27 protein-coding genes and 1 pseudogene are annotated in these 26,682 nt (G+C 70.7%); 26 read left to right on the top strand and 2 right to left on the bottom strand.

The genetic code is table 11. The features are described from left to right. The first annotated feature begins 17 nt into the window (after positions 1 to 17). The gene (locus tag AB0I83_RS25525; RefSeq protein WP_363306271.1) at positions 18 to 2,474 is read left to right on the top strand and encodes a [protein-PII] uridylyltransferase; all 2,457 of its coding nucleotides are present in this window, start codon (positions 18 to 20) and stop codon (positions 2,472 to 2,474) included. A gap of 257 nt (positions 2,475 to 2,731) precedes the next feature. After that, positions 2,732 to 4,279 carry a signal recognition particle protein gene (ffh, locus tag AB0I83_RS25520; RefSeq protein WP_363306270.1) on the top strand — a complete coding sequence of 516 codons (1,548 nt, stop codon included), beginning with the start codon at positions 2,732 to 2,734 and terminating at the stop codon, positions 4,277 to 4,279. Positions 4,280 to 4,336: 57 nt separating this feature from the next. On the opposite strand, the gene AB0I83_RS25515 is transcribed toward ffh, so the two are convergent. Further along, positions 4,337 to 5,203: a methyltransferase domain-containing protein gene (locus AB0I83_RS25515; RefSeq protein WP_356531190.1), complete on the bottom strand. Its 867-nt coding sequence runs from the start codon at positions 5,201 to 5,203 to the stop codon at positions 4,337 to 4,339. Between the two features lie 522 nt (positions 5,204 to 5,725). Between AB0I83_RS25515 and AB0I83_RS25510 the strand changes: the two genes are divergently transcribed. The 19 genes from AB0I83_RS25510 to AB0I83_RS25420 all read left to right on the top strand — a co-directional run bounded on the left by AB0I83_RS25510 (position 5,726) and on the right by AB0I83_RS25420 (position 20,772). Continuing rightward, positions 5,726 to 6,319, top strand: a complete 594-nt coding sequence (locus AB0I83_RS25510; protein WP_322983494.1) for a hypothetical protein — start codon at positions 5,726 to 5,728, stop codon at positions 6,317 to 6,319. 155 nt (positions 6,320 to 6,474) lie between these two features. Further along, positions 6,475 to 6,912: a 30S ribosomal protein S16 gene (rpsP, locus tag AB0I83_RS25505; protein WP_073745735.1), complete on the top strand. Its 438-nt coding sequence runs from the start codon at positions 6,475 to 6,477 to the stop codon at positions 6,910 to 6,912. Positions 6,913 to 6,914: 2 nt separating this feature from the next. Continuing rightward, positions 6,915 to 7,154 carry an RNA-binding protein gene (locus AB0I83_RS25500; protein WP_014153811.1) on the top strand — a complete coding sequence of 80 codons (240 nt, stop codon included), beginning with the start codon at positions 6,915 to 6,917 and terminating at the stop codon, positions 7,152 to 7,154. A gap of 131 nt (positions 7,155 to 7,285) precedes the next feature. Beyond that, positions 7,286 to 7,909 carry a ribosome maturation factor RimM gene (gene rimM / locus AB0I83_RS25495; protein ID WP_363306269.1) on the top strand — a complete coding sequence of 208 codons (624 nt, stop codon included), beginning with the start codon at positions 7,286 to 7,288 and terminating at the stop codon, positions 7,907 to 7,909. Next, positions 7,909 to 8,730, top strand: coding sequence for a tRNA (guanosine(37)-N1)-methyltransferase TrmD (trmD, locus tag AB0I83_RS25490; RefSeq protein ID WP_363306268.1), 822 nt, complete (start codon positions 7,909 to 7,911; stop codon positions 8,728 to 8,730). The genes rimM and trmD overlap by 1 nt, the downstream gene beginning before the upstream one ends. A 126-nt stretch (positions 8,731 to 8,856) precedes the next feature. Further along, positions 8,857 to 9,207 (top strand): 50S ribosomal protein L19, encoded by a 351-nt coding sequence (gene rplS, locus AB0I83_RS25485; protein ID WP_325746907.1) that lies wholly within the window; start codon positions 8,857 to 8,859, stop codon positions 9,205 to 9,207. Positions 9,208 to 9,252: 45 nt separating this feature from the next. After that, entirely contained in the window at positions 9,253 to 10,026 is a 774-nt protein-coding gene (gene lepB, locus AB0I83_RS25480; RefSeq protein WP_363306267.1) for a signal peptidase I, read from the top strand. Further along, complete coding sequence (gene lepB, locus AB0I83_RS25475) at positions 10,019 to 11,077, top strand: signal peptidase I (RefSeq protein ID WP_356531196.1); 1,059 nt, start codon at positions 10,019 to 10,021, stop codon at positions 11,075 to 11,077. Before lepB (AB0I83_RS25480) ends, lepB (AB0I83_RS25475) begins: the two co-directional genes overlap by 8 nt. Further along, positions 10,995 to 11,876, top strand: coding sequence for a signal peptidase I (gene lepB / locus AB0I83_RS25470; protein ID WP_356531236.1), 882 nt, complete (start codon positions 10,995 to 10,997; stop codon positions 11,874 to 11,876). Before lepB (AB0I83_RS25475) ends, lepB (AB0I83_RS25470) begins: the two co-directional genes overlap by 83 nt. Before the next feature lie 49 nt (positions 11,877 to 11,925). Then, complete coding sequence (lepB, locus tag AB0I83_RS25465; protein WP_356531198.1) at positions 11,926 to 12,702, top strand: signal peptidase I; 777 nt, start codon at positions 11,926 to 11,928, stop codon at positions 12,700 to 12,702. Continuing rightward, positions 12,692 to 13,180, top strand: coding sequence for an NUDIX hydrolase (locus AB0I83_RS25460; RefSeq protein ID WP_363306266.1), 489 nt, complete (start codon positions 12,692 to 12,694; stop codon positions 13,178 to 13,180). The genes lepB (AB0I83_RS25465) and AB0I83_RS25460 overlap by 11 nt, the downstream gene beginning before the upstream one ends. Before the next feature lie 63 nt (positions 13,181 to 13,243). Beyond that, positions 13,244 to 13,552 (top strand): DUF2469 domain-containing protein, encoded by a 309-nt coding sequence (locus AB0I83_RS25455; RefSeq protein WP_003965949.1) that lies wholly within the window; start codon positions 13,244 to 13,246, stop codon positions 13,550 to 13,552. A gap of 132 nt (positions 13,553 to 13,684) precedes the next feature. After that, positions 13,685 to 14,044: a YraN family protein gene (locus AB0I83_RS25450; protein WP_356531201.1), complete on the top strand. Its 360-nt coding sequence runs from the start codon at positions 13,685 to 13,687 to the stop codon at positions 14,042 to 14,044. Continuing rightward, a complete protein-coding gene (locus tag AB0I83_RS25445) occupies positions 14,044 to 15,666 on the top strand; it encodes a YifB family Mg chelatase-like AAA ATPase (protein WP_363306265.1) in 1,623 nt (540 codons plus the stop codon). Before AB0I83_RS25450 ends, AB0I83_RS25445 begins: the two co-directional genes overlap by 1 nt. Before the next feature lie 62 nt (positions 15,667 to 15,728). Continuing rightward, entirely contained in the window at positions 15,729 to 16,913 is a 1,185-nt protein-coding gene (gene dprA / locus AB0I83_RS25440; RefSeq protein WP_363306279.1) for a DNA-processing protein DprA, read from the top strand. 488 nt (positions 16,914 to 17,401) lie between these two features. Further along, the gene (locus AB0I83_RS25435; RefSeq protein WP_356531204.1) at positions 17,402 to 17,812 is read left to right on the top strand and encodes a hypothetical protein; all 411 of its coding nucleotides are present in this window, start codon (positions 17,402 to 17,404) and stop codon (positions 17,810 to 17,812) included. A gap of 245 nt (positions 17,813 to 18,057) precedes the next feature. Then, on the top strand, positions 18,058 to 18,474 hold the full coding sequence (locus tag AB0I83_RS25430; protein ID WP_356531206.1) for a hypothetical protein: 417 nt from the start codon (positions 18,058 to 18,060) through the stop codon (positions 18,472 to 18,474). A gap of 736 nt (positions 18,475 to 19,210) precedes the next feature. Beyond that, the gene (gene whiG, locus AB0I83_RS25425) at positions 19,211 to 20,047 is read left to right on the top strand and encodes an RNA polymerase sigma factor WhiG (protein WP_356531207.1); all 837 of its coding nucleotides are present in this window, start codon (positions 19,211 to 19,213) and stop codon (positions 20,045 to 20,047) included. Positions 20,048 to 20,214: 167 nt separating this feature from the next. Further along, a complete protein-coding gene (locus AB0I83_RS25420) occupies positions 20,215 to 20,772 on the top strand; it encodes a helix-turn-helix domain-containing protein (protein ID WP_356531239.1) in 558 nt (185 codons plus the stop codon). A 122-nt stretch (positions 20,773 to 20,894) separates the two neighbouring features. Here the strand turns inward: AB0I83_RS25420 and AB0I83_RS25415 are convergent. Next, positions 20,895 to 21,392: pseudogene (locus AB0I83_RS25415) on the bottom strand (M23 family metallopeptidase); the annotation flags it as partial. Positions 21,393 to 21,786: 394 nt separating this feature from the next. Between AB0I83_RS25415 and rpsB the strand changes: the two are divergent. The 5 genes from rpsB to AB0I83_RS25390 all read left to right on the top strand — a co-directional run bounded on the left by rpsB (position 21,787) and on the right by AB0I83_RS25390 (position 26,397). Further along, entirely contained in the window at positions 21,787 to 22,767 is a 981-nt protein-coding gene (gene rpsB / locus AB0I83_RS25410) for a 30S ribosomal protein S2 (RefSeq protein ID WP_356839761.1), read from the top strand. A gap of 101 nt (positions 22,768 to 22,868) precedes the next feature. Then, the gene (tsf, locus tag AB0I83_RS25405) at positions 22,869 to 23,705 is read left to right on the top strand and encodes a translation elongation factor Ts (RefSeq protein ID WP_356531210.1); all 837 of its coding nucleotides are present in this window, start codon (positions 22,869 to 22,871) and stop codon (positions 23,703 to 23,705) included. 157 nt (positions 23,706 to 23,862) lie between these two features. Continuing rightward, complete coding sequence (gene pyrH, locus AB0I83_RS25400; protein ID WP_327114023.1) at positions 23,863 to 24,639, top strand: UMP kinase; 777 nt, start codon at positions 23,863 to 23,865, stop codon at positions 24,637 to 24,639. Positions 24,640 to 24,754: 115 nt separating this feature from the next. Continuing rightward, the gene (gene frr, locus AB0I83_RS25395) at positions 24,755 to 25,312 is read left to right on the top strand and encodes a ribosome recycling factor (protein WP_031100531.1); all 558 of its coding nucleotides are present in this window, start codon (positions 24,755 to 24,757) and stop codon (positions 25,310 to 25,312) included. Beyond that, entirely contained in the window at positions 25,312 to 26,397 is a 1,086-nt protein-coding gene (locus AB0I83_RS25390) for a phosphatidate cytidylyltransferase (RefSeq protein ID WP_356839763.1), read from the top strand. Before frr ends, AB0I83_RS25390 begins: the two co-directional genes overlap by 1 nt. Positions 26,398 to 26,682: the final 285 nt, after the last annotated feature.

The raw sequence follows: 26,682 nt of genomic DNA, 5'->3' as shown, positions 1-26,682 counted from the left end.
AACGGAAAGGCAGCCGGGTGACGAGCACCGAAGTGACCACCGAATCCGAGGACTCGGGACCCAGCGGCTACGCGGCGGCCCGGCTGCGCCTCCTCCAGGGGGAGGCGCGGTCCGGGCCGCCGCGCCGTGCGGCGCTGGCCAGGCTCACTGACCAGTGGCTGACCGGGCTGTTCACCACGGCCGCCGAACGGGCGGGCGTCCGGGGCGCGGCCCTCGTCGCCGTCGGCGGCTACGGCCGCGGCGAGCTCTCGCCCCGCAGTGACCTGGACCTCCTGCTGCTCCACGACGGGACCGCAGACGCGGCGGCCGTCGCCTCCCTCGCGGACGGGATCTGGTACCCCGTCTGGGACCTCGGTCTCGCCCTCGACCACTCCGTGCGCACTCCGGGGGAAGCGCGGAGCACCGCGGGGGAGGACCTCAAGGTCCAGCTCGGACTGCTCGACGCACGGCCCGTCGCCGGGGACCTCGGCCTCGTCGCCGGACTGCGGACCGCGATCCTCGCCGACTGGCGCAACCAGGCCCCCAAGCGCCTGCCGGCCCTCGACGAACTCTGCCGCGAGCGCGCCGAGCGCATGGGCGAGCTGCAGTTCCTCCTGGAACCCGACCTCAAGGAGGCCCGCGGCGGCCTCCGCGACGCGACCGCCCTGCGCGCCGTCGCCGCCTCCTGGGTCGCGGACGCGCCACGCGAAGGGCTCTCCGAGGCCCGCCGGACCCTCCTGGACGCCCGCGACGCCCTCCACCTCACCACCGGCCGGGCCACCGACCGGCTCGCCCTCCAGGAGCAGGACCAGGTCGCCGGAGCCCTCGGCCTCCTCGACGCCGACGCCCTGCTGCGACAGATGTACGAGGCCGCCCGGACCATCTCGTACGCCACCGACGTCACCTGGCGCGAGGTCAACCGGGTCCTGCGCTCCCGCACCGCACGGCCCCGGCTGCGGGCCCTGCTCGGCGGCGGTGCCAAGGCCGCACCCGAACGCACCCCGCTCGCCGAGGGCGTCGTCGAGGCGGACGGCGAGGTCGTGCTCGCGCGCACCGCACGCCCCGAGCGCGATCCGGTGCTCACGCTGCGGGCCGCCGCCGCCGCGGCCGAGGCGGGGCTGCCGCTCTCCCGCCACCTCGTACGCCATCTGAGCACGGCGGCCCAAGCGCTGCCCGTGCCGTGGCCCGCCCAGGCCCGCGAGGAGCTCGTCACCCTGCTGGGCGCCGGTGAGGCGACCGTCGGCGTATGGGAGGCCCTGGAGGCCGAGGGCATCGTCACCCGGCTGCTGCCCGACTGGGAACGGGTCCACTGCCGCCCGCAGCGCAACCCCGTCCACACCTGGACCGTCGACCGGCACCTCGTCGAGACCGCGGTCCGCGCCTCCCACCTCACCCGCCGCGTCGGCCGCCCGGACCTGCTCCTGATCGCCGCCCTGCTCCACGACATCGGCAAGGGCTGGCCAGGGGACCACTCCGTCGCGGGCGAGGTCATCGCCCGCGACATGGCCGCCCGCATCGGCTTCGAGAAGCAGGACGTCGGCGTCGTCGCCACCCTCGTACGCCACCACCTGCTGCTCATCGAGACCGCTACCCGGCGCGACCTCGACGACCCGGCGACCGTCCGCTCCGTCGCCAACGCCGTCGGCAGCGCCTCCACGCTGGAACTCCTGCACGCGCTCACCGAGGCCGACGCGCTGGCCACCGGACCCGCCGCCTGGAGCGCCTGGCGCGCCTCGCTCGTCGCCGACCTCGTCAGGCGCGTCGCCGCGCTCATCGCCGGCGAGGAACCCCCGGAGCCGGAGCCGCTCGCCCCCAGCGCCGAGCAGGAGCGCCTGGCCGTCGAGGCCCTGCGCACCGGCGAACCCGTGCTGTCCCTGCACACCCGGCCCGAGGCGCCCTCCGAGGAGGGCGAACCCGAACCCGTCGGTGTCGAACTCCTCATCGCGCTGCCCGACCGCCCGGGAGTGCTGCCCGCGGCGGCCGGGGTGCTGGCCCTGCACCGCCTCACCGTCCGCGCCGCCGACCTGCGCGCCGTGGAGCTCCCGACCGAGATGGGCGGCACCGCGGATCTGCTGGTGCTCAGCTGGCGGGTCGCGGCCGAGTACGGTTCGCTCCCGCAGGCGGCCAGGCTCCGTTCCGACCTCGTACGCGCCCTGGACGGCTCCCTCGACATCAGGGCCAGGCTCGCCGAACGCGAGGCCGCGTACCCGCGGCGGCGCGGGGTGAAGGCCCCGCCACCCCGGGTGACCGTCGCCGAGGCCGGCTCGCGCCTGGCCACGGTGATCGAGGTCCGCGCCCAGGACGCCCCCGGGCTGCTGCACCGGATCGGCCGGGCGCTGGAGCAGAGCGCGGTACGGGTGCGCAGCGCCCATGTCTCCACCCTCGGGGCGAACGCCGTTGACGCCTTCTACGTCACGGACGAGGCGGGCGCGTCACTGCCCCGGGAGAGCGCTGCCGCACTGGCCAAGGAGGTGGAGGCGGCTCTGCGGGAGTGACGTGGGGCGGGTCGCTCGTCGGACGGGCGGATCCCCCGCGTCAGCCAGGTCGGCTCCGCCGACGCTGAGGCGGTACGGGGACGGCCCGCCGCTCAGCGGGTCGTCAGGACGGGCAAGGGGTGCTCCCCGCGCTCGTGGGGTTCACATCACACGGCCTCCACCCGGTTTCTTCCGGGCGGAGGCCGTCGTTTCCCGAGAGCCGGATACCCTGGAGCACTGAATCCCTTTTCCCCCGACCCTGAGGACCGACGAGCGCCGTGTTCGATACTCTCTCCGACCGCCTTGCCGCGACTTTCAAGAACCTCAGGGGCAAGGGCCGCTTGTCCGAGGCGGACATCGACGCCACGGCTCGCGAGATCCGTATCGCCCTCCTCGAAGCCGACGTCGCCCTGCCCGTGGTCCGGTCCTTCATCGCCAAGGTCAAGGAGCGGGCGCGAGGCGCCGAGGTTTCACAGGCGCTGAATCCGGCGCAGCAGATGATCAAGATCGTCAACGAGGAGCTCGTCGGCATCCTCGGCGGCGAGACCAGGCGCCTGCGGTTCGCCAAGAACCCGCCCACCGTGATCATGCTCGCGGGTCTGCAGGGTGCGGGTAAGACCACCCTCGCCGGAAAGCTCGGTCTCTGGCTCAAGTCCCAGGGCCACTCCCCGCTGCTCGTCGCCTGTGACCTCCAGCGCCCCAACGCCGTCAACCAGCTGAGCGTCGTCGCCGACCGCGCGGGTGTCGCGGTGTACGCGCCGGAGCCCGGCAACGGGGTGGGCGACCCGGTCAAGGTGGCCAAGGACTCGATCGAGTTCGCCAAGGCCAAGGTCCACGACATCGTCATCGTCGACACCGCGGGACGCCTCGGCATCGACGAGGAGCTGATGCGGCAGGCCGCCGACATCCGCGACGCGGTCAGCCCCGACGAGATCCTCTTCGTCGTCGACGCCATGATCGGCCAGGACGCGGTCAACACCGCTGAGTCCTTCCGCGACGGCGTCGGCTTCGACGGCGTGGTGCTCTCCAAGCTCGACGGCGACGCCCGCGGTGGCGCGGCCCTGTCGATCGCCCACGTCACGGGCAAGCAGATCATGTTCGCGTCGAACGGTGAGAAGCTCGAGGACTTCGACGCCTTCCACCCGGACCGCATGGCGTCCCGCATCCTCGACATGGGTGACCTGCTCACCCTGATCGAGCAGGCGGAGAAGACGTTCACCCAGGAAGAGGCCAGCAAGATGGCCTCCAAGCTGGCGTCGAGCAAGGGCAAGGACTTCACGCTCGACGACTTCCTGGCGCAGATGGAGCAGGTCCGGAAGATGGGCTCCATCTCGAAGCTGCTCGGGATGCTGCCCGGTATGGGGCAGATCAAGGACCAGATCGCCAACATCGACGAGCGCGACGTGGACCGCACCGCCGCGATCATCAAGTCCATGACCCCGAAGGAACGCGCCGAGCCCACGCTCATCAACGGCTCGCGCCGGGCCCGTATCGCCAAGGGCTCCGGCGTCGAGGTCTCCGCGGTGAAGAGCCTCGTCGAGCGCTTCTTCGAGGCCCGCAAGATGATGTCGAAGATGGCCCAGGGCGGTGGCATGCCCGGGATGCCGGGGATGCCGGGCATGGGTGGCGGCCCCGGCCGTCAGAAGAAGCAGGTCAAGCAGGCCAAGGGCAAGCGCAAGAGCGGCAACCCGATGAAGCGCAAGGCCGAGGAGGAGGCCGCGGCGGCCCGCCGTGAGCAGGCGGCGCAGGGCGGCCCGCTCGGCCTTCCGGCCCAGGAGGACAAGAACTTCGAGCTGCCGGACGAGTTCAGGAAGTTCATGGGCTGACCGGTCCTGTGCACGGCCGAAGGGGCGCCCCGGCGGGGGCGCCCCTTCGTGTGTTCGTCAGGTCACGCAGACGAGGTAGCGGAAGACGTTCGGCATCCACACCGTGCCGTCGGGCCGCAGATGCGGATGCAGTGCCTCCGCGACCTCCTTCTCGACCTGGGAGCGATCCGTGGCGCGTACCGCCGCGTCGAACAGCCCGGTCGACAGGAGCCCGCGCACGGCGCTGTCCACGTCCGCGTACCCGAACGGGCAGGACACCCGGCCCGAGCCGTCCGGCTTCAGGCCCGCCCGTGCCGCCACGTCCTCCAGGTCGTCCCGCAGCGCCGGCCGCCAGTCGGCCACGGAGCGCGGGGCGCGCGCCGACTCGGTGAGCCTGGCCGCCACCCGGAGGACCGGAGCCGTGGCGCAGCGCTCCGGCGGCCCCCAGCCGGCCAGCACCACCGTGGCCCCCCGCACCGCCAGCGGGACCGCGGAGGCCAGCGCGGGCGCGAGCCACTCGGAGTCCCCCGCCGTGCAGCCGATCGGCTGGAAGGCGGTGAGCAGGTTGTACGGCGCATCGAGGCCGGCGGCGGCAGTGGCGACGCTGTCCACGAGCCCGGCGCGCGGAGCCCCGCGCCCGGGGCCGGTGTCCGGCCCCGGATCCGCCAGAAGTCGCTCGCGGGCCAGGGCCAGCCGTTCGCGGTCGCCGTCGACGCCGGTGACGCGCGCGCCGCGCGAGGCCGCGATCAGCAGCGAGAGCCCGGAACCACAGCCGAGGGAGAGCATCCGTGTGCCGGAGCCGACCTCGAGGCGTGTGTACACCGCCTCGTAGAGCGGTGCCAGCATGCGCTCCTGGATCTCGGCCCAGTCACGGGCGCGGGTACCGGCGTCCACCGGCGCGGAGGAGTCCGCGTACCTGTGGTGCCGGACGAGCGTTGGTGTCATGGAATGCGCCCCAATCCGCCGTGAGGTCGGTCGTGCCCGAGTGAGGTCCCCCATGTCTGTGTGCTGTGTCTGTGCGCCCACAGCCCCCGTACGCCAGGGAACTCCGCATCGGCGGTCCCGTCCAGAGGTCGGACGGGGTGGGACGGCATTGCTTGCGTGCTCCGGTCGTGCGCCCCCGGCGCCGCGTGGTGGACGCGGACGACCGGGTACCACGAGCCGGCCGTTCGCTTCCTCACAGTCTTACCCGACAGGCGGGGCGCAGCACGTCGAGCGCTCCCCGCCCGGGCCCCCGCCGGTTTACGGGGCCCGTGCGCCGTGCCGGGTAATGTCGCCTGGGGTGCCGCGTCCGCGCCGTTGCGTACGCGTTGCTACGTACCACCTTGGTGTGAGCTGTGAGACTTCTCCGCTGATCTGCGCACCCGCCCTCGTCCGGACGCATCAACGGCAACTGACTGGTACGTGCAAATTATTTGGGATGCCCCGGAATAGGAACACCGGAGCACTCAGGCTCGTTGTCACGACGTGAGCACGACACCACCTGTACTTGCCGCAGAGCTGGCACAGGCGTGGGCCGACATTCAGCGGTACCACCCCGAGCTGCCCGATCTAGCCGCGCCAGAGTCCCTGATCGGAGAGTCCTCGTCCGCCTGTGGCGCCGAGCTCTCCTTCGAACGACTGCTCCACGAGGCAGTCCACGGCATCGCTGCCGCGAGAGGTGTCCGCGACACCTCCCGCGCCGGCCGTTACCACAACCGACGTTTCCTCGCGATCGCCGAGGAGTTGGGCCTCGACCACGCCGAGGAGCCCCACCCCAGCAGCGGATTCTCGCTGGTGACGCTGAATCCCGAGGCCAAACGCAGATACCGCCCCACCACGGAACGGCTGCACCGTGCGCTCAAGGCGCACACCGTCGCCACCGCCGCGGACACCAAGCGCTCGTTCCGCGGCCCCGCGGCTCGTCACGGGTCGTCCGGGGGAGGGGTGCGGGTCAAGGCCGTCTGCGACTGCGGACGCAACGTCCGCGTCGTCCCGTCGGTCCTCGCCCAGGCTCCGATCGTCTGCGGCGGGTGCGGCAAGCCCTTCCGTATCCCGGAAGCGGCGGTCGCGGTGGGGTGACCCGATGTGGTGTGGCAGAATGGTCAGCTGTACTCGACAGTCGCATAGGACCCCTCTCTCCTCCGGCTGACGCGTCCATCGGGCACCCGAGTACCGCAACCCCACGTGGCATCTTTTGTGCCCAACCACGTCAGAGACCAGGAGACACCACTTCCGTGGCAGTCAAGATCAAGCTGAAGCGTCTGGGCAAGATCCGTTCGCCTCACTACCGCATCGTCGTCGCCGACTCCCGTACCCGCCGTGACGGCCGGGCCATCGAGGAGATCGGCCTGTACCACCCGGTACAGAACCCCTCTCGCATCGAGGTCAACGCAGAGCGCGCGCAGTACTGGCTGTCCGTCGGCGCCCAGCCGACCGAGCCCGTCCTCGCGATCCTCAAGCTCACCGGTGACTGGCAGGCCCACAAGGGCCTTCCGGCCCCGGCGCCGCTGCTGCAGCCGGAGCCCAAGGCTGACAAGCGCGCCCTGTTCGAGGCCCTGGCCACGGACGGCGACGAGGCCAAGGGTGAGGCCATCACCCAGAAGGCCAAGAAGTCGGACAAGAAGGCGGACGAGGCGGCCGACGCTGCGTCCACCGAGTCGACCGAGGCCTGAGCATGCTCGAGGAGGCTCTTGAGCACCTCGTGAAGGGCATCGTCGACAACCCCGACGATGTGCAGGTCGCCTCGCGTGACCTGCGCCGTGGACGCGTGCTCGAGGTCCGGGTTCATCCCGACGACCTCGGCAAGGTGATCGGCCGCAACGGCCGCACCGCGCGCGCCCTGCGTACCGTCGTGGGTGCCATCGGCGGACGTGGAATCCGTGTCGACCTCGTCGACGTGGACCAGGTCCGCTGAAGAGTTGAACACCGGCCGGGGCCGGGGAGGGCTTTCGAGCCGTCCCCGGCCTTTGTCGTCCGTTCATCACCGCCTCCTCGGCACTCCGTACACCACAGCCTCCTCAGTAAATGATCACCTGGAGAAGTAGCGTGCAGTTGGTAGTTGCGCGGATCGGTCGCGCCCACGGCATCAAGGGCGAGGTCACCGTCGAGGTGCGTACCGACGAGCCCGAACTGAGGCTCGGCCCCGGGGCGGTGCTGGCCACGGAGCCCGCGGCCACGGGGCCGCTGACCATCGAGACCGGCCGGGTGCACAGCGGCAGGCTGCTGCTGCGGTTCGAGGGCGTGCGCGACCGTACGGCCGCCGAGGCGTTGCGCAACACCCTGCTGATCGCCGAGGTGGACCCCGCGGAACTGCCCGAGGACCCCGAGGAGTTCTACGACCACCAGTTGATGGACCTCGACGTGGTCCTCGCCGACGGCACGGAGATCGGCCGGATCACGGAGATCACGCACCTGCCCTCGCAGGACCTCTTCATCGTGGAGCGTCCGGACGGCAGCGAGGTGATGATCCCGTTCGTCGAGGAGATCGTCGCCGAGATCGACCTGGAGGAGCAGCGCGCCGTGATCACGCCGCCGCCCGGCCTGATCGACGAGAGCGAGGCGGTCGTCGCCTCCACACGCGGCGAGGACGGTGCCGAAGGCTCCGCGGGGGAGGCCGCGGACAGTGCCGACACCTCCACGGCGGGCGACGGGAAGCGGGGCGACGCGTAATGCGGCTCGACGTCGTCACGATCTTCCCCGAGTACCTCGAACCGCTGAACGTCTCGCTGGTCGGCAAGGCGCGCGCCCGGGGGAGCCTCGACGTTCGCGTCCACGACCTGCGGGACTGGGCCCACGACCGGCACAACACGGTCGACGACACCCCGTACGGTGGCGGCCCGGGCATGGTCATGAAGACCGGCCCCTGGGGCGAGGCCCTGGACGACGCGCTCGCCGACGGCTACGAGGCCGGCGCACACTCCCCGGTGCTGGTGGTGCCCACGCCCAGCGGCAGGCCCTTCACCCAGGAACTGGCCGTGGAGCTCTCGGAGCGCCCGTGGCTGGTCTTCGCCCCCGCCAGGTACGAGGGCATCGACCGCCGGGTGATCGACGAGTACGCGACCCGGATGCCCGTGGTGGAGGTCTCCATCGGGGACTACGTCCTGGCGGGCGGAGAGGCCGCTGTCCTGGTGATCACGGAGGCCGTGGCCAGGCTGCTGCCCGGAGTGCTCGGAAACGCAGAGTCGCACCGCGACGACTCCTTCGCCCCCGGAGCCATGGCCGACCTGCTGGAAGGCCCGGTCTACACGAAGCCTCCTGAGTGGCGCGGACGCGGCATCCCGGACGTACTCCTCAGCGGCCACCACGGGCGGATCGCGCGCTGGCGCCGGGACGAGGCCTTCCGCCGTACGGCGCTCAACCGGCCGGATCTCATCGAGCGTTGCGAGGCGTCCGGCTTCGACAAGAAGGACCGTGAGATCCTCTCGATCCTCGGCTGGTCACCCGAGCCCGGCGGACGATTTTGGCTCAGGCCCGCCGCCGTGGAAGAATAGGCCCGCTGTACGTCCGGCGTGCGCCCCTGCCACAGGGGGAAAGACGCCCGCCCGACGCGATCAGCATCCAAGACCTTCACTCTCTCCCGTCGATGACCTGTGGCATCGGCGAAGAAAGCAGACAACATGACTTCCCTGCTCGATGGCGTCAACGCCGCCTCGCTCCGTACCGACCTCCCGGCGTTCCGCCCCGGTGACACCGTCAACGTCCACGTGCGCGTGATCGAGGGCAACCGCTCCCGTATCCAGCAGTTCAAGGGCGTTGTCATCCGCCGCCAGGGCTCGGGCATCAGCGAGACCTTCACGGTCCGCAAGGTCTCCTTCAGCGTCGGCGTCGAGCGCACCTTCCCGGTGCACAGCCCGATCTTCGAGAAGATCGAGCTCGTCACCCGCGGTGACGTCCGTCGCGCCAAGCTGTACTTCCTCCGTGAGCTGCGCGGCAAGGCCGCGAAGATCAAGGAGAAGCGCGACCGCTGATCGCCCTCCGGCGTCCACAGCGCGGCCGGATAGGATTCGGCCCCGATGGACACCGAAGCACAGCACATGGAGCGCGATCGTTCCTCAGGCCCCTTGGACGGGCCGGAGGAGGGGTCGCGCTCCACGCATGTCCAGGACCGGCCGGCCGGATCGATGTCCTGGGGGCGTACCGCCTTCCTGGGCATGCTCTGCACGGCCGCCCTGCTGCTCTTCAGCACGTTCGTACTCCAGCCCTTCCTCATCCCGAGTGGCTCGATGGAGCCCACATTGAGAGTCGGGGACCGGGTACTCGTCAATAAACTGGCGTACCGGTTCGGCTCCGAACCGGGGCGCGGCGACGTGGTGGTCTTCGACGGCACCGGATCCTTCGTACAGGAGACGGCCTCGGGGGACGACGCCGTCGGCGCCCTGCTGCGGGGTGCGGCCTCGACCCTGGGCCTGGTCGAACCCGCCGGAACCGACTTCGTGAAGCGGGTGGTGGGCGTGGGGGGCGACCGGGTGGTCTGCTGCGACGGGCGGGGGAGACTCGAGGTGAACGGCACCGCGGTGCGTGAGGAGTACCTGCACCCCGGGGACAGACCCTCCGAGGTGGCCTTCGACATTGTGGTGCCCGACGGCACGCTGTGGATGATGGGCGACCACCGCAGCAGGTCCCGGGACTCGCGTGACCACCTGGGGCAGCCCGGAGGCGGCATGGTGCCCGTCGACCGTGTGATCGGGCGGGTCGACTGGCTCGGCTGGCCGCTCGGCAGACTCGGCTCCCTGGAGGGGACCCGCGCCTTCGCCGGCATACGGCCGACGGACGCGGACCATGGGTAACCGGGGGCGCAGGCGGGGCGAGCCGGACGACGGTCCTGCGCTGCCCACCGGATCGCGGCCGACGACGGGGCGCTCACTGCCCACGCGCGCCGAACGCCGCAGACTCGCCCGCAAGGTGAAGCGCCGCAGGCGAAGGTCCGCGATCAAGGAGATCCCCCTCCTCGTCCTGGTGGCCCTGGTGATCGCGCTGGTGCTCAAGACCTTCCTCGTGCAGGCCTTCGTGATCCCCTCCGGGTCGATGGAGCAGACGATCCGGATCGGCGACCGGGTGCTCGTGGACAAGCTGACCCCGTGGTTCGGCTCGGAGCCCGAGCGCGGTGACGTCGTCGTCTTCAAGGACCCCGGCGGCTGGCTCCAGCAGGAGGCGCCGGCCGGCGAGGACCCGCCCGCCGGGGTCAAGCAGGTCAAGGAACTGCTGACCTTCATCGGGCTGCTGCCCTCCGACGACGAGCAGGACCTGATCAAGCGAGTGGTCGCGGTCGGGGGCGACACCGTCAAGTGCTGCGGGACCGACGGCAGGATCACGGTGAACGGCGTCGCGCTCGACGAGCCGTACCTGAATCCCGGCGACGAGCCCTCCGCTCTCAAATTCGAGGTAAAGGTTCCCCAGGGCCGCATCTTCGTTCTGGGCGACCACCGGTCCAACTCCAGGGACTCCCGGTTCCACCTCAGCGAACCGGGCACGGGCACGGTTTCCGAGGAAGAGGTCGTCGGAAGGGCTGTCGTGATCGCCTGGCCGTTCGGTCACTGGCGGAGGCTGGAGGAGCCCGGGACGTACGCCTCGGTCCCCGAGGGGCGTGCCGGGGCGACTGCGGCGCCGGGTCCGTCGAATAGTGTGTCCTCCCAGGATCGAAACGGAATTGTCCTGCTCCCGACCCCTGCGGAACTCCCGCTCGTTATGGGAGTGGTGGGCCTGCGCCGAATCGGGCGCGGGCGGTGGCACGGAGTGAGGAGTGGATGTGGGGGATTTGGCGGTCGGCGCGCGATCCGGACACGACGAACCCGAGGACCGGCCTTCGGGCGACGGGATCCCGGTGGATGCGGAGAGTGACGGCGATTCCGCGGGTCACGGCAGCACGGCGGTGAAGAAGCCGCGTTCGTTCTGGAAGGAACTGCCGCTCCTCATCGGCATCGCGCTGATTCTCGCGCTGCTGATCAAGACCTTCCTGCTGCAGGCGTTCTCGATCCCCTCGGACTCGATGCAGAACACCCTGCAGCGGGGCGACCGGGTGCTGGTCGACAAGCTGACCCCGTGGTTCGGCGCGGAGCCGGAGCGCGGCGAGGTCGTGGTCTTCCACGACCCGGGCGGCTGGCTCGAGGACACCGCGACGCCCGAGCCCAACGCGGTGCAGAAGTTCCTCAGCTTCATCGGGCTGATGCCGTCCGCCGAGGAGAAGGACCTGATCAAGCGGGTCATCGCGGTCGGCGGCGACACGGTCCAGTGCAAGAAGAACGGCCCGGTGACCGTCAACGGCAAGGCGCTGGACGACAAGTCGTTCATCTTCGCCGGCAACAGCGCTTGCGACGACGAGCCGTTCGGGCCGATCCGCGTGCCCGAGGGACGTATCTGGGTGATGGGCGACCACCGCCAGAACTCGTGGGACTCGCGCTACCACCAGGAGCTTCCCGGAGGGGGCACGGTCCCCACCGACGAGGTGGTCGGTCGAGCGATCGTCGTGGCGTGGCCGGTGAACCGCTGGGCGACCCTGCCGGTCCCCAAGACGTTCGACCAGCCCGGGCTGAACGCGGCTGCCTCCGCCGCGGTGCCGGGAGCACTCGGTGTAGCCGGTGCGCTGCCCCTCGTGTTCTGGCGTCGCCGCAGGCTGACCCATGGGCGTACCGCCGGGTAGGGTGCCGACTCGGATCAGCGATTGTCGATCTCCGATGGGGAGCGCTGGGATGAGTGGAACAGGAAGTACGCGTGACGGCCGCGGCCGGCTCGGCAGTGTCTTGTCGAACCTGGCCGTGGCCGTCGGCTGTGTTCTCTTCCTCGGCGGATTCGCCTGGGGAGCGGTGGTCTACAAGCCGTACACCGTGCCGACCGACTCGATGACGCCGACGGTCGACGCCGGGGACCGGGTGCTCGCCGAGCGGATAGGCGGCGGGGACGTGCGGCGTGGTGACGTGGTCGTCTTCACCGATGCGACGTGGGGCGACGTGCCGATGGTCAAGCGCGTCGTGGGCGTGGGCGGCGACAAGATCGCCTGCTGTGACAAGGGCGGCAGGCTCACCGTCAACGGCAAGCCCATCGACGAACCGTATCTGCGGGCCGAGGGCGCCTCGTCGCTCATCGGCGCGGACGGCAAGGCTCCTGCCTCGGTCCAGAAGTTCACCGCCGACGTCCCCGAGGGACAGCTCTTCCTCCTCGGGGACGAGCGCGACACCTCCATGGACTCCCGGGTCCACCTCCAGGACCCCGGTCAGGGCTCGGTGCCGCGCAGTGCCGTCCAGGCGCGCGTGGACGCCGTGGCCTGGCCGATGGAGGGCATGATCGGCAGGCCCGAGGCCTTCGCCTCCCTGCCCGGAGGCGTGTCGTCCAGCGGACCGCTGCCGCTGCAGGCCGGAGCCCTGGTGGTGGGGGTGCTGCTCATCCTGGGCGGAGCGGCCTACGGCCCGCTTGCGGCCCGCTCCGCACGTGGTTCCGAGCGGCCCAGGGCTTCCGCCGGTGCCCGCTGAGGCCCGCAGGGTCGCCCGGGTGGTGCTCCTGGACCCGGACGACCGGATCCTGCTGCTGCACGGCTTCGAGCCCGCGGAGCCGGCCGACAGCTGGTGGTTCACCCCGGGAGGCGGACTGGAGGGCGACGAGACCCGCGAGGAGGCCGCGCTCCGCGAGCTGGCGGAGGAGACCGGGATCACCGACGTCGCACTCGGCCCGCTGCTGTGGACGCGGGTCTGCTCGTTCCCCTTCGACGGGAGGCGCTGGGAACAGGACGAGTGGTACTTCCTCGCCCGTACCTCGCAGACCTCGACGGACCAGAGCGGACTCACCGAACTGGAGCTGCGCAGCGTCGCCGGTCTGAGGTGGTGGACTTCCGCCGAACTTCTGGCCACGCGTGAGACGGTGTATCCGACCAGGCTCGCCGGGCTGCTGCGCACGCTGCTCGACGAGGGTCCCCCTGGTGTTCCGCTGGTTCTCGCCCCCGAAATCGTCTAATCGGCCAGGGGTGCGTGGGGCTGACGCACAATAGGGGGACGCACGGCTGAAGGGGAACATGCCATGAGTGCCGAGGACCTCGAGAAGTACGAGACCGAGATGGAGCTGAAGCTCTACCGGGAGTACCGCGATGTCGTCGGTCTGTTCAAATATGTGATCGAGACCGAGCGGCGCTTCTACCTCACCAACGACTACGAGATGCAGGTGCACTCGGTCCAGGGTGAGGTCTTCTTCGAGGTTTCGATGGCGGACGCGTGGGTCTGGGACATGTACAGGCCCGCCCGGTTCGTCAAGCAGGTTCGTGTCCTGACGTTCAAGGACGTGAATATCGAGGAGCTCAACAAGAGCGACCTGGAGCTTCCGGGCGGCTGATCGAACCCGCGCGCCCCCGGCGCCCGGTTCACTCTGAGGAGTGGCCGGGTTTTCCACAATCACCCGGTTATCCACCAAGATCCAATGGATCCGGCGGGGCGCGGCACAGTCGGTACCGGAGGTGGTGCCGATATGAACGCACGGGGGGCACTCGGGCGGTACGGCGAGGACCTGGCGGCGCGGCTGCTGGCCGACGCCGGGATGGCCGTTCTGGAGCGCAACTGGAGGTGTCGGGCCGGCGAGCTCGACATCGTGGCCAGGGACGGCGACGCGGTGGTTGTCTGCGAGGTGAAGACCCGCACGGCGGGCTGCTTCGAGCATCCGATGCAGGCCGTCACACCGGCCAAGGCCGACCGGCTGCGCAGGCTCGCCGAGATCTGGCTCGACCGGCACGGCGGGCCACCGCCCGGCGGGGCCCGGATCGATCTGGTCGGGGTGCTCGTGCCACGGCGCGGCGCTCCGGTCGTCGAGCATGTGCGGGGCGTGGCCTGATGGGGTTCGCACGCGCGTGCTCGGTGGCGCTGGTCGGCGTCGAGGGTGTGGTGGTGGAGGTCCAGGCGGACCTGGAGCCCGGAGTGGCGGCGTTCACGCTCGTCGGACTGCCGGACAAGAGCCTGGTGGAGAGCCGCGACCGGGTCAGGGCCGCAGTCGTCAATTCCGGGGCCGAGTGGCCGCAGAAGAAGCTCACGGTGGGGCTGTCCCCGGCCTCCGTGCCCAAGAGCGGTTCGGGTTTCGATCTCGCCGTCGCGTGCGCGGTGCTCGGTGCGGCGGAGCGGATCGATCCGGCGGCCATCGCCGACGTGGTGATGATCGGGGAGCTCGGCCTCGACGGCAGGGTGCGCCCGGTGCGCGGGGTCCTGCCCGCGGTGCTCGCGGCGGCGGAGGCGGGGTACCGCCAGGTGGTGGTGCCCGAGCAGACGGCGGGTGAGGCCGCTCTGGTGCCCGGGGTGTCCGTCCTCGGTGTGCGGAGTCTGCGCCAGTTGCTCGCCGTACTCGGGGACGAGCCCGTGCCTGACGAGCCGGCCGCGGAGCTCGGCCGCCCCGACACGATGCTCGCCGGGCTGATGGTGCCGGGAGCGGGGCTCGGCACGGGGCTGACCCCGCACTCGGCCGACGGCACGGGCCACAGGCCCGATCTGGCGGACGTCGCGGGTCAGGCGAGGGCGCGCACGGCCTTGGAGGTGGCCGCGGCCGGCGGACACCATCTGCTGCTCTCCGGGCCGCCCGGTGCGGGGAAGACCATGCTGGCCGAGCGGCTCTCCGCGATCCTGCCTCCGCTGAGCCGCCAGGAGTCCCTCGAGGTGACGGCGGTGCACTCGGTCGCGGGCATCCTTCCGCCCGGCGAGCCGCTGATCGGCAGAGCGCCGTACTGCGCACCGCATCATTCGGCGACGATGCAGTCGCTGGTGGGCGGGGGCAACGGCCTGCCGAGGCCCGGTGCGGTCTCCCTGGCGCACCGCGGTGTCCTGTTCCTCGACGAGGCCCCGGAGTTCTCGGGACGGGCCCTGGACGCTCTGCGCCAGCCCCTGGAATCTGGGCACGTGGTGGTGGCACGGGCGGCGGGAGTGGTGCGGCTGCCTGCCCGCTTCCTGATGATCCTCGCGGCGAACCCCTGCCCGTGCGGCAGGCACACCCTGGCCGGTGCGGGCTGCGAATGCCCGCCCTCCGCCGTCCGCCGCTACCAGGCGCGGCTGTCGGGTCCTCTGCTCGACCGGGTGGACCTGCGGGTCGAGGTCGAGCCGGTCAGCAGGGCGGACCTGATGGGCCGTTGCGGCCGGGGCGAGTCCTCGGCGGACGTGGCCGCCCGGGTACGGGAGGCGAGGGCGCGGGCCGCCGACCGCCTCGCGGGCACGCCATGGACGACCAACAGCGAAGTACCGGGCCATGAGCTGCGTACAAGACTCGTCGCGGCACCAGGGGCGCTGATGGCGGCCGAGCGGGACATGGAGCGGGGCGTCCTCACGGCCCGCGGCCTCGACCGGGTCCTGCGCGTGGCCTGGACCGTGGCGGACCTGAGGGCGGCCGACCGGCCCGATGCCTCGGACGTGGCGGTGGCGCTCGAGCTGCGGACGGGTATCCAGCGGGGGGTCCCGATGCGGGCGGGTGCCTCGTGAACGGCCCGCGCAGGGAGGGGGAGTGCCCGCCACCTGGCGCGGACCACCCGCTGCCCGAGGCGGTGGTGCAGCAGTCCGAGGCGAACGGCCCGCCTGCCGCCGGACACCGCGAGAGGCTGGCGCGGGCCGCCCTCACCCGGGTGTTCGAGCCCGGGGACGAGCGTGGTGGCCGTTGGATCCGAGAGGTCGGTCCCGTCGAGCTGATACGACGTCTCACCAGCGGTGACGGATCGGCGCAGCTGCTCAAGGGGATGACCGCCACGAAGCTCGGCGGCTGTCGTCTACGGGCGTCGGGCGCCGATCCCGGGCGGGACCTGGCGGACGTGGCCGCGATCGGCGGACGGTTCGTGTGCCCCGGTGACCCGGAGTGGCCGACCCAGCTCGACGACCTGGGCGACGCGCGGCCCGTCGGGCTGTGGGTGAGGGGCATCCCCGACCTCCGCCTGTGGGCGCTGCGCTCGGTCGCGGTGGTCGGCGCCCGCGCTTGTACGCCGTACGGAGCCCACATGGCGGCCGCCCTCGGTGCGGGACTGGCGGAACGCGGGTGGGTGGTGGTGTCGGGCGCCGCGTTCGGCGTGGACGCCGCGGCTCACCGCGGCGCGCTGGCCGCCGGCGGGGCGACCGTGGCGGTGCTGGCCTGCGGGGTGGACGTCGCCTACCCGAGGGGGCACACGGAGCTGATCGGGCGGATCGTGGAACAGGGGCTGGTGGTGGGCGAGTTGGCACCGTCGGAGCATCCGACCCGCAGCAGGTTCGTCATGAGGAACCGGGTCATCGCCGCGCTCACCCGTGGAACGGTGGTGGTGGAGGCCGAATACCGCAGCGGCTCGTTGGTCACGGCTCGGGGTGCTCAGCGGCTGGGGCGCCACACGATGGGTGTGCCGGGCCCCGCCACCAGTGGACTGTCATCAGGGGTCCATGAACTCCTGCGCGGTGAGGGCACCCTGGTCACCGACGCCTCGGAAGTGGCCGAACTGGTGGGGAGTATGGGGGACCTCGCTCCGGTCCGGCGTGGCCCGGTGCTCCCGAGGGACCGGCTGTCCGCTGTCACCGCGCGCGTCCTGGACGCGCTGCCCTACAAGGGGGGCATGAGCGTTCCCGATGTGGCGCGCGCCGCCGGGACGGGCGCGGACGAGACGCGCGGACGGTTGTACGAACTGCACTCACTGGGATTCGTGGAACGCGACGGTGCCGCGTGGAGGTTGGCAGTCCGTCCCGCGCCGCGAGCCGGGGACGGGCTCCCTTAGCCTCGCAAGCTCCGCAGGCCGAGGGTCTTCGCGTCGAGGGCCCTCGCATCGAGGGGACGTGCGTCCGGCGGAGGGTGCTGGTGTCGCGGAATCTCGGTCGGGGGGAACTTCTACGCGGTATATCCGCCCCCCTCGGGTCGCGGTCCGGGTCGCGGTCCCGGCCCCCACGTCACCGGTCCAGGCAGCGGGCCGGGTGGCGGGCCGGGGCCGGGGGCGGGCCGCAGGTGGGGCCGGTGCGGGCCGGTGCGGGCCGGGGGTTGGGGGCCGGGACCCGGTCGGGTCCGTGGCCCTCGGACTCCGCTCCTGGTCCCCGGACTCTGCTCGCGATCCCAGGGCCTGACGCCCTGTGGTGAGCTGTGAGGCCTTCCGAACCCCGCGGGGATGACAGGAGTGGCGTCCGGCCGCGGTCCGCTTAATTCCCAACGGCGATTCCACCGATCTCCTATCATGGGAATGTCAGTTCGATTTACTGTTCCGGGGGGATCACCATGCGTTTCACGCGCCGTCACGCCTTCGCCACGCTCGCAGCAGCCGCCGCCTTCACGGTCGCTTCCGTGGGACCCGCGAGTGCCGGTTCCAACTCCAGCCACTCCTACGGCATAGCGCGCGGGGGCTGCGCCCATGTCTCCGACGGCTGGTTCACCCATGACGGTGAGATCTTCCACCTCGACGACACCTGTGCGGATGGTTTCGCCGCAGTGATCAAGGTCGACATCGAGCCCTTCCAGAGCGGGGGAGGGTACGACTACGCCCTCTGGAGCCACCTGAGCGCCGATGGGGGAGTGGAGACATGGAACAAGAGCTATGCCGAGGGCACCGGGGTCTGCCTGCAGGCGGGATTCGGTCACGAGGGCGGCGAGTGGGCGGGCTGGGGCACCTGGAGGTGCGGCACGGCCTGAGCTCCGGCTCTTCGACTCCGACCGTGACGTGACCGGCCCGGAGCCATCGGCGGAGCGTGGGTCCGGGCGGCCGGGAGCTCCGGTCGCCCGCACCAGGTGAGGCCGGAGCGGTGCGATATCGCGGTACGCGCCGCGTATCAGGGCTGTCCCGTGATGCCTGGTGGGCACACGCGCTGATCCACCAGGCATCACGGGGCGGCCGGCCCTCAGCTGAACATGCGGGACGACGACAGGGAGATGTACAGGTGCGGATTTCACGACTGAGGCTCGCCGGGACGTTTGTCGCGGCTGCGAGCTTCGTGGCCATGGCCTCCGGCCCGGCCAGCGCCGGCTCCAACTCGGCGCACACCTACGGCATGGCCGCCAACGGATCGTGTACGCACGGTTCCGACGGTTGGTTCACCCACGACGGCGAGATCTTCCATCTCGACGACGTCTGCAAGGACGGCTGGTCGGCCGTGATGAAGGTCGACGTGGAGCCTTACCAGACCGGTGGAGGCTACGACTGGAGCATGAGGAACAACCTCGGCGCCGCGGGCGGGGTGCTGACCGTCAACAAGAGCTACCCCGAGGGCACCGGTGTGTGTATCCAGGCAGGCGCATCGCCGTCCGGAGACGCCGAGTGGGGTGGGTTCGGTACCTGGCGTTGCGGCACGGCCTGAGTTCCGGGCCGGCCGGACGGCCACACCCCCGGTGCGCTGCCTCCGGGTGAAGGCGTTCTCGGAGCGGCCGCAGAGCCCACGTGACGTCGGATGACGCGCGGCCGTCGCATCGGGCAGCAATGCCCGCCGCGACGGCCGCGCGGTGCGTCACGCACCCCTGCTGATCGTGTCGAAGAACCGTGAGGCGGCCCGCCCCGACCTCCGGAATGAGGGCCTCTCCCGTTCCCACTCGCCCTGGACTCCCTGCCGTCCCGAAGGCGTCCCAGGGCTCTCCCGTCCCGAGGGGGGCGTGCTCCGGTGGAGTGCCTCCGGGCTGAGTCGTGGGCGCCCTGAAGGCCGGACTGTTGGTACGCCCCTCAACGAGGTGAAGCCCCCGGGCGGTTGTACGAACCGCACTTACCGAGGTTCGTCGAACGCAAGCGCGAGCGCCGGTCGTTGACGCCGGTACGGATACGCGATGGGGACGCGCGGCGAGGCGGTAGTTGCCCCGGAGCATTCGGGTGAAAAGGTGTGCCGACGACCTCAGCGGCACCCGGGCCGGAACCCGGTGCGGGTGTGCGCGGTGGTGTACCTCGCTCGAAGGCCTGTCCGGCGTCGGGTGAAATGGCATGCAATCGCATCACAGGGACCCCTTGTCCTGCGCGCACCGCAACAGCTCAGTCACGCTACGCTCACAAGGAATCCGCCCCAGAGACACGTCCCCAGCACTCCACAGCAGAACGGCTCAAGGCACCACATGCCCCAGCACACCTCCGGGTCTGACCGCGCGGCAGTACCACCGGCTGCGCGTGGCACTGTGCGCCCCCCCGCCCCCTCCTCGCTCGACGAGTTGTGGCGTTCGTACAAGACCACCGGCGACGAGCGGCTGCGCGAGCAGCTGATCCTGCACTACTCGCCCCTGGTGAAGTACGTCGCCGGCCGGGTCAGTGTGGGGCTGCCGTCCAACGTGGAGCAGGCCGACTTCGTCTCGTCAGGCGTGTTCGGGCTGATCGACGCCATCGAGAAGTTCGACATCGAGCGCGCGATCAAGTTCGAGACGTACGCGATCACCAGGATCCGCGGCGCGATGATCGACGAACTGCGGGCACTGGACTGGATCCCCAGGTCGGTACGGCAGAAGGCGCGCAACGTCGAGCGCGCCTACGCCACGCTGGAGGCGCAGCTGCGGCGTACGCCGTCGGAGGCCGAGGTCGCCGCCGAGATGGGTATCGCCCTGGAGGAACTGCACGCCGTCTTCAGCCAGTTGTCGCTCGCCAACGTGGTGGCCCTGGAGGAGTTGCTGCACGTCGGGGGTGAGGGCGGTGGCCGGCTGAGCCTGATGGACACCCTCGAGGACACCGCCGCCGACAACCCGGTCGAGGTCGCCGAGGACCGCGAGCTCAGACGGTTGCTCGCCCGCGCCATCAACACGCTCCCCGAGCGGGAGAAGACCGTGGTCACCCTCTACTACTACGAGGGCCTCACCCTCGCCGAGATCGGAAACGTCCTCGGGGTCACCGAGAGCAGAGTCAGCCAGATCCACACGAAGTCCGTACTGCAGCTCCGAGCGAAGCTGGCCGACGCCGGACGTTGACCCAGGGTCGGCTTCGGCCACCAGGCCGGAGCGGCCGAGGCCATGGACGAGCCGGAGCGACCAAGGCCATGGGGCGAGCCGGAGCCACCAGGCCATGGGACGAGCCACCTCCCTTCGAGCGGATGCCGCCGTAGAGTGGACGCGTGCCCAGGATTCGAGCGGCCTCCGTGGCCGAGCACCGGACCATGCAGCGCGGCGCCCTCCTGGACGCCGCTCGCTCCCTGCTGTCCGAGGGCGGTACGGAGGCGCTGACCTTCCCCGCCCTCGCCGAGCGAACCGGCCTCGCCAGGTCCTCCGTCTACGAGTACTTCCGCTCCCGCGCCGCCGTCGTCGAGGAGCTCTGCGCCGTCGACTTCCCCGTCTGGGCCGCCGAGGTCGAGAACGCCATGGAGCGGGCGGGTACGCCGGAGGCCAAGATCGAGGCCTATGTGCGGCGGCAACTCGACCTCGTCGGGGATCGCCGGCACCGCGCGGTCGTCGCCATCTCCGCGAGCGAACTGGACGCCGGCGCCCGGGAGAAGATCCGTGCCGCGCACGGCGGTCTCATCGCCATGATCGTCGAAGCGTTGGCGGATCTGGGCCACACCGAGCCGAGACTCGCGGCCATGCTGCTCCAGGGCTCCGTCGACGCCGCCGTGCGCAGGATCGAACTGGGTGCGGCCGAGGAGCCTGGCGTCGTGGCCGACACGGCCGTGGCCATGATCCTGCGCGGAGTGCGGGGCTGACCGCGACGCGCTGAGCTGAGGTGCGGAGACCGCCCAGCGGCGAGCTGTGGAGCCGGCCACTCGGCGGCGAGCTGTGGTGCGGACCGTTCCGCGAAGAAGTGGACCGAAGCGACGGGCCGGTCCGCCTCCGGCATCGGTACGCCGAGCACCGGCAGCAGCCTTGATGGCCCGCGCCGCAGCATCGAGGCCGGCAGCAGGGTCAGTGGATCCAGGTACACCCCGCCCCGTCGCAGTCCCCAGTGGAGGCAACCGGTCGCGCAGTGGGACGGCTCAGGTCCGGCCACTCCGACCACCTGCCCGGCGGTCACCTCGTCGCCCTCCGCCACCCGCGCCCGCACCGGCTCGTAGGTGAACCGCAGCGGTGGCTCCCCCGTCCCGGTCACATCTACCGAGACCACCCCGCGCCCCGCCACCGGCCCCGCGAACGCGACCCGGCCCGGGGCCGCGGCCCGCACCGGGATGCCCGGCGGGGCGGCGAGATCGACACCGCGGTGGCCCGGCCCGTAGGGACCGGCGGGCGGTTCCCATCCCCGTACGACGAGGGGCCGGCCCGGGAGCGGCCATGCCCTGTCGCCTTCGGGCCCGGCCGCCGCCGCCCAGGCGGTGGACGGCGGCAGCAGGACCTCCGGCAGCACGCACAGGAACGCGCTCAGCAGGAGGAGAGCCGCCGGCAGGCACGAGCCCGTGGGGCCGGCGGCCGGTAGGCGGAATCGCGTGGTGACAGGCGTACGGCGCATGAGGGAACGATCTCCCGGTGGCCCGTTCCGCGGGGATCATGGACCGGATCTGTGGACGGCCGAGCCCTTGTGGACATCGCCGTCACCCGGCACCCGGCGGGTCCCGTACACTTCTTCTGGCGATCCGGGTCACCGGGTCGACTTCGCACGCCCCTCCACCTCCCTCTCTGCGGACGGTGGCCGCGCTTCTCGGTCCCTTGTGGCACGGCGCGTGGGGGCGTCAGGCGCGACCGCAATCCTGCGATCGCGACAACCGAGTACATCAAGGAGTACGGCCATGGCCGTCGTCACGATGCGGGAGCTGCTGGAAAGCGGCGTCCACTTCGGTCACCAGACCCGTCGCTGGAACCCGAAGATGAAGCGCTTCATCTTCACCGAGCGCAACGGCATCTACATCATCGACCTGCTCCAGTCGCTGTCGTACATCGACCGCGCCTACGAGTTCGTCAAGGAGACCGTCGCCCACGGCGGCTCCGTCATGTTCGTGGGTACGAAGAAGCAGGCGCAGGAGGCCATCGCCGAGCAGGCGACGCGCGTCGGCATGCCGTACGTCAACCAGCGTTGGCTCGGTGGCATGCTCACCAACTTCTCCACCGTCTACAAGCGCCTTCAGCGTCTGAAGGAGCTCGAGGTCATCGACTTCGACGACGTGGCGGCCTCCGGCCTCACCAAGAAGGAGCTTCTGGTCCTCTCCCGCGAGAAGGCCAAGCTGGAGAAGACCCTCGGTGGTATCCGCGAGATGCAGAAGGTGCCGAGCGCCGTCTGGATCGTCGACACCAAGAAGGAGCACATCGCCGTCGGTGAGGCGCGCAAGCTCCACATCCCGGTCGTCGCGATCCTCGACACCAACTGCGACCCCGACGAGGTCGACTACAAGATTCCGGGCAACGACGACGCGATCCGCTCCGTCACCCTGCTCACCCGTGTGATCGCCGACGCCGTCGCCGAGGGCCTCATCGCCCGTTCCGGTGCCGCGACCGGTGACTCGAAGCCGGGCGAGAAGGCCGCCGGCGAGCCCCTCGCCGAGTGGGAGCGCGACCTGCTCACGGGCGACAAGAAGGCTGACGCCGAGGGCACGGCCGAGGTCCAGTCCTCCGCCGAGACCGAGAAGGCCGCCGACGCCGAGCCGGCCGCTGCCGCTGCCGAAGAGGCCGAGACCGCCGCCGAGGCTCCCGCCGCGGACGCCGAGAAGGCCGAGAAGGCCGAGCCCGCCGAGGCCGCTGCCGAGGCTCCGGCCGCCGACGCCGAGCAGGCCTGACACCCGTCAGTCACGGCTGAATGACGGCGGGGGCCGGTGCGATCGCACCGCCCCCGCCGTTCACCCGTAGATCTTTCAGACTTCGAGAGAGAAACAGACTCATGGCGAACTACACCGCCGCTGACGTCAAGAAGCTCCGCGAGCTCACCGGCGCCGGCATGATGGACTGCAAGAAGGCGCTCGACGAGGCCGACGGCAACGTCGACGGCGCTGTCGAGGCGCTCCGTATCAAGGGTCAGAAGGGCGTCGCCAAGCGCGAGGGCCGTTCTGCCGAGAACGGCGCCGTCGTCTCCCTCATCTCCGAGGACAAGACGTCCGGCGTCCTGCTCGAGCTGAAGTGCGAGACGGACTTCGTCGCCAAGGGTGACAAGTTCCAGGCCGTCGCCAACGCGCTGGCCGCGCACGTCGCCGCCACCTCGCCGGCCGACATCCAGGCGCTCCTCGCCTCGGAGATCGAGCCCGGCAAGACCGTCCAGGCGTACGTGGACGAGGCCAACGCCAACCTCGGCGAGAAGATCGTCCTGGACCGCTTCGCGCAGTTCACCGGCGGTTACGTGGCCGCGTACATGCACCGCACCATGCCCGACCTCCCGCCGCAGGTCGGTGTCCTCGTCCAGCTGGACAAGGAGGACGCCGAGGTCGCCAAGGACGTCGCGCAGCACATCGCCGCCTTCGCCCCGAAGTACCTCAGCCGCGACGAGGTCCCGGCCGAGACGGTCGAGAACGAGCGCCGCGTCGCCGAGGCCACCTCGCGCGAGGAGGGCAAGCCCGAGGCCGCCCTCCCGAAGATCGTCGAGGGTCGCGTGAACGGCTTCTTCAAGGACGTCGTCGTCGTCGAGCAGGCCTTCGCCAAGGACAACAAGAAGTCGGTCCAGAAGGTCCTGGACGGCGCAGGTGTCAGCCTGACGCGCTTCGCGCGCATCAAGGTCGGCATCTGAGTCCGTCCGCGAACAACGGTGGACCCGATAGGGTCTGGTGCAGTCGTCGGCCGCACTCAGCCGTACGACCGCAGATCTGACGAGGAGGCCATTGCCGCTGAGGGACAACAGACCCACCGGCAATGGCCTCCTTCGTATGTGCACGAGGAGAATTCCCATGAACAAGGGCGCGGACGCCACACAGGGTGACCACAAGCGCGACGACGGCACGATTTCCGGGCGCTTCATGCTGAAGCTGTCCGGCGAGGCCTTCGCCGGCGGCGGAGGCCTCGGCGTCGACCCCGACGTCGTGCACACCATCGCCCGCGAGATCGCCGCGGTCGTACGGGACGGCGCGGAGATCGCGGTCGTCATCGGCGGCGGCAACTTCTTCCGTGGCGCCGAGCTCCAGCAGCGCGGCATGGACCGGGCGCGGTCCGACTACATGGGCATGCTCGGCACCGTCATGAACTGCCTGGCGCTGCAGGACTTCCTGGAGAAGGAAGGCATCGACTCACGCGTCCAGACGGCCATCACCATGGGCCAGGTCGCGGAGCCGTACATCCCGCTCCGTGCCGTGAGGCACCTGGAGAAGGGGCGCGTCGTGATCTTCGGCGCCGGCATGGGAATGCCGTACTTCTCCACCGACACGACCGCGGCCCAGCGTGCCCTGGAGATCGACGCCGAGGCGTTGCTGATGGGGAAGAACGGCGTGGACGGGGTCTACGACTCCGACCCGAAGGCCAACCCCGACGCGGTGAAGTTCGACGCTCTGGAGTACGGCGAGGTGATCGCCCGCGACCTGAAGGTCGCCGACGCCACCGCCATCACGCTGTGCCGTGACAATCAGCTTCCGATTCTCGTCTTCGAGCTGACCGCGGAGGGCAATATCGCCCGCGCGGTCAAGGGTGAGAAGATCGGCACGCTGGTGAGCGACCGGAGCACCCGGGCCTGACGGCCCGAACGATGGACAACGGCCTGCCGGTCGGACACCGTGCAGGTGAGGACGCGACGCAGCATCCGCAGGGCCCGGCCGTGCCGGGTCCGCTCAAGACACGCAGGAGCACGTGGTGATCGAAGAAATCCTCCTCGAGGCCGAGGAGAAGATGGAGAAGGCCGTCGTGGTCGCGAAAGAGGACTTCGCCGCGATTCGGACCGGCCGCGCGCACCCGGCGATGTTCAACAAGATCGTCGCCGACTACTACGGCGCGCTGACCCCGATCAACCAGCTCGCCTCGTTCTCGGTTCCCGAGCCGCGGATGGCCGTGGTGACCCCGTTCGACAAGACGGCACTGCGCAACATCGAGCAGGCGATCCGTGACTCGGACCTCGGCGTCAACCCGAGCAACGACGGCAACATCATCCGTGTGACGTTCCCCGAGCTCACGCAGGACCGTCGCAAGGAGTACATCAAGGTCGCCAAGACCAAGGCCGAGGACTCCAAGATCTCGATCCGCTCCATCCGCCGCAAGGCCAAGGAGTCGCTCGACAAGCTCGTCAAGGACAAGGAGTCCGGCGAGGACGAGGTCCGCCGCGCCGAGAAGGAGCTCGACGACACCACCGCGAAGTACGTCGCGCAGGTGGACGAGCTGCTCAAGCACAAGGAAGCCGAGCTGCTCGAAGTCTGATGAACGACTCTTCCTGGGGCGCCCCGCCGGGAGCCGGCCACTGGGGCACTCCCGAGATGGGGGCCGCCCCGGCGGGTCCTGCATACGATGTGCACGCCGCCCAGCAGACTCGGCCCATGCCCATCGTGCCGGACGTTCCCGACGCAGGTAGAGACGCTGACGACCGCGACGACCGGAGCGGGGACGCCGCGCGCGTCAGCGGCCCCCTGTTCCGTGACGAGAAGCCGCAGGAGCCCATGTCCACCCCGCTGCCTCCCCAGCCGCACAAGAAGCGTGCGGGGCGTGATCTGCGCGCCGCCATAGGCGTCGGTGTCGGTCTCGGTGCCCTCGTCGTCGGCTCGCTCTTCATCGTGAAGGCCGTCTTCGTCGGCGTCGTCGTGCTGGCCGTGGTGGTCGGACTGTGGGAGCTCACCTCCCGCCTCAAGGAGCGCAAGGGCATCAACGCGCCCCTGGTACCGCTCGCGGTGGGCGGCGCCGCGATGGTCGTCGCCGGCTACGTACGTGAGGCGGAGGGCGCCTGGGTCGCCATGGCGCTCACGGCGCTCGCGGTGCTCGTGTGGAGGATGACGGAGCCGCCCGAGGGCTACCTGAAGGACGTCACGGCGGGTGTGTTCGCCGTCTTCTACGTGCCGTTCCTGGCCACGTTCGTCGCGATGATGCTCACCGCGGACGACGGCGCGTGGCGGGTGCTCACCTTCCTCCTGCTGACCGTGGTCAGCGACACCGGTGCGTACGCCGTCGGCTGGCGCTTCGGCACGCACAAGCTGGCGCCGCGCATCAGCCCCGGGAAGACCCGGGAGGGTCTGTTCGGCGCGGTCGGCTTCGCCATGGTGGCCGGCGCCCTGTGCATGGAGTTCCTGATCGACGGCGGGAGCTGGTGGCAGGGCCTGCTGATGGGCCTTGCGGTCGCTGCCAGCGCCACGCTGGGGGACCTGGGCGAGTCCATGATCAAGCGGGACCTCGGAATCAAGGACATGGGCACGCTCCTGCCGGGCCACGGCGGCATCATGGACCGGCTCGACTCGCTGCTGCCGAGCGCCCCGGTCGTGTGGCTGCTGCTGGTGCTGTTCGTGGGATCCGGCTGAGTCCTGCCGCGTCCCGGTTCCGATGAGGGGGCCCGTCGTCCGGCCGGACGACGGGCCCCCTCATCGTGCGCCGGAGGTGTAACCGCCTCCACGGGGTGCGCGCGGAACGACAGCGCGTAATCAGTCGTTCTCAGGGGGACACCGACCATGCGCGAGTTCAAGGTCTGACTCGACCGCAGTCTCACCGCCCAAGCGCTGCTGGTCTTCGCACTCGCTGTGGGCGTCACCGCCTGCGGGGTCGCCGGCGTCGCCGTACGACGACGCAGAGCCGGCCACGCGGCGGGG

Source organism: Streptomyces sp. NPDC049970 (assembly GCF_040660235.1).
In the GTDB taxonomy this organism is placed as follows: domain Bacteria; phylum Actinomycetota; class Actinomycetes; order Streptomycetales; family Streptomycetaceae; genus Streptomyces.
Note: the sequence above shows the minus strand (reverse complement) of the source record. Positions and strands in the feature narration are given on the sequence as shown.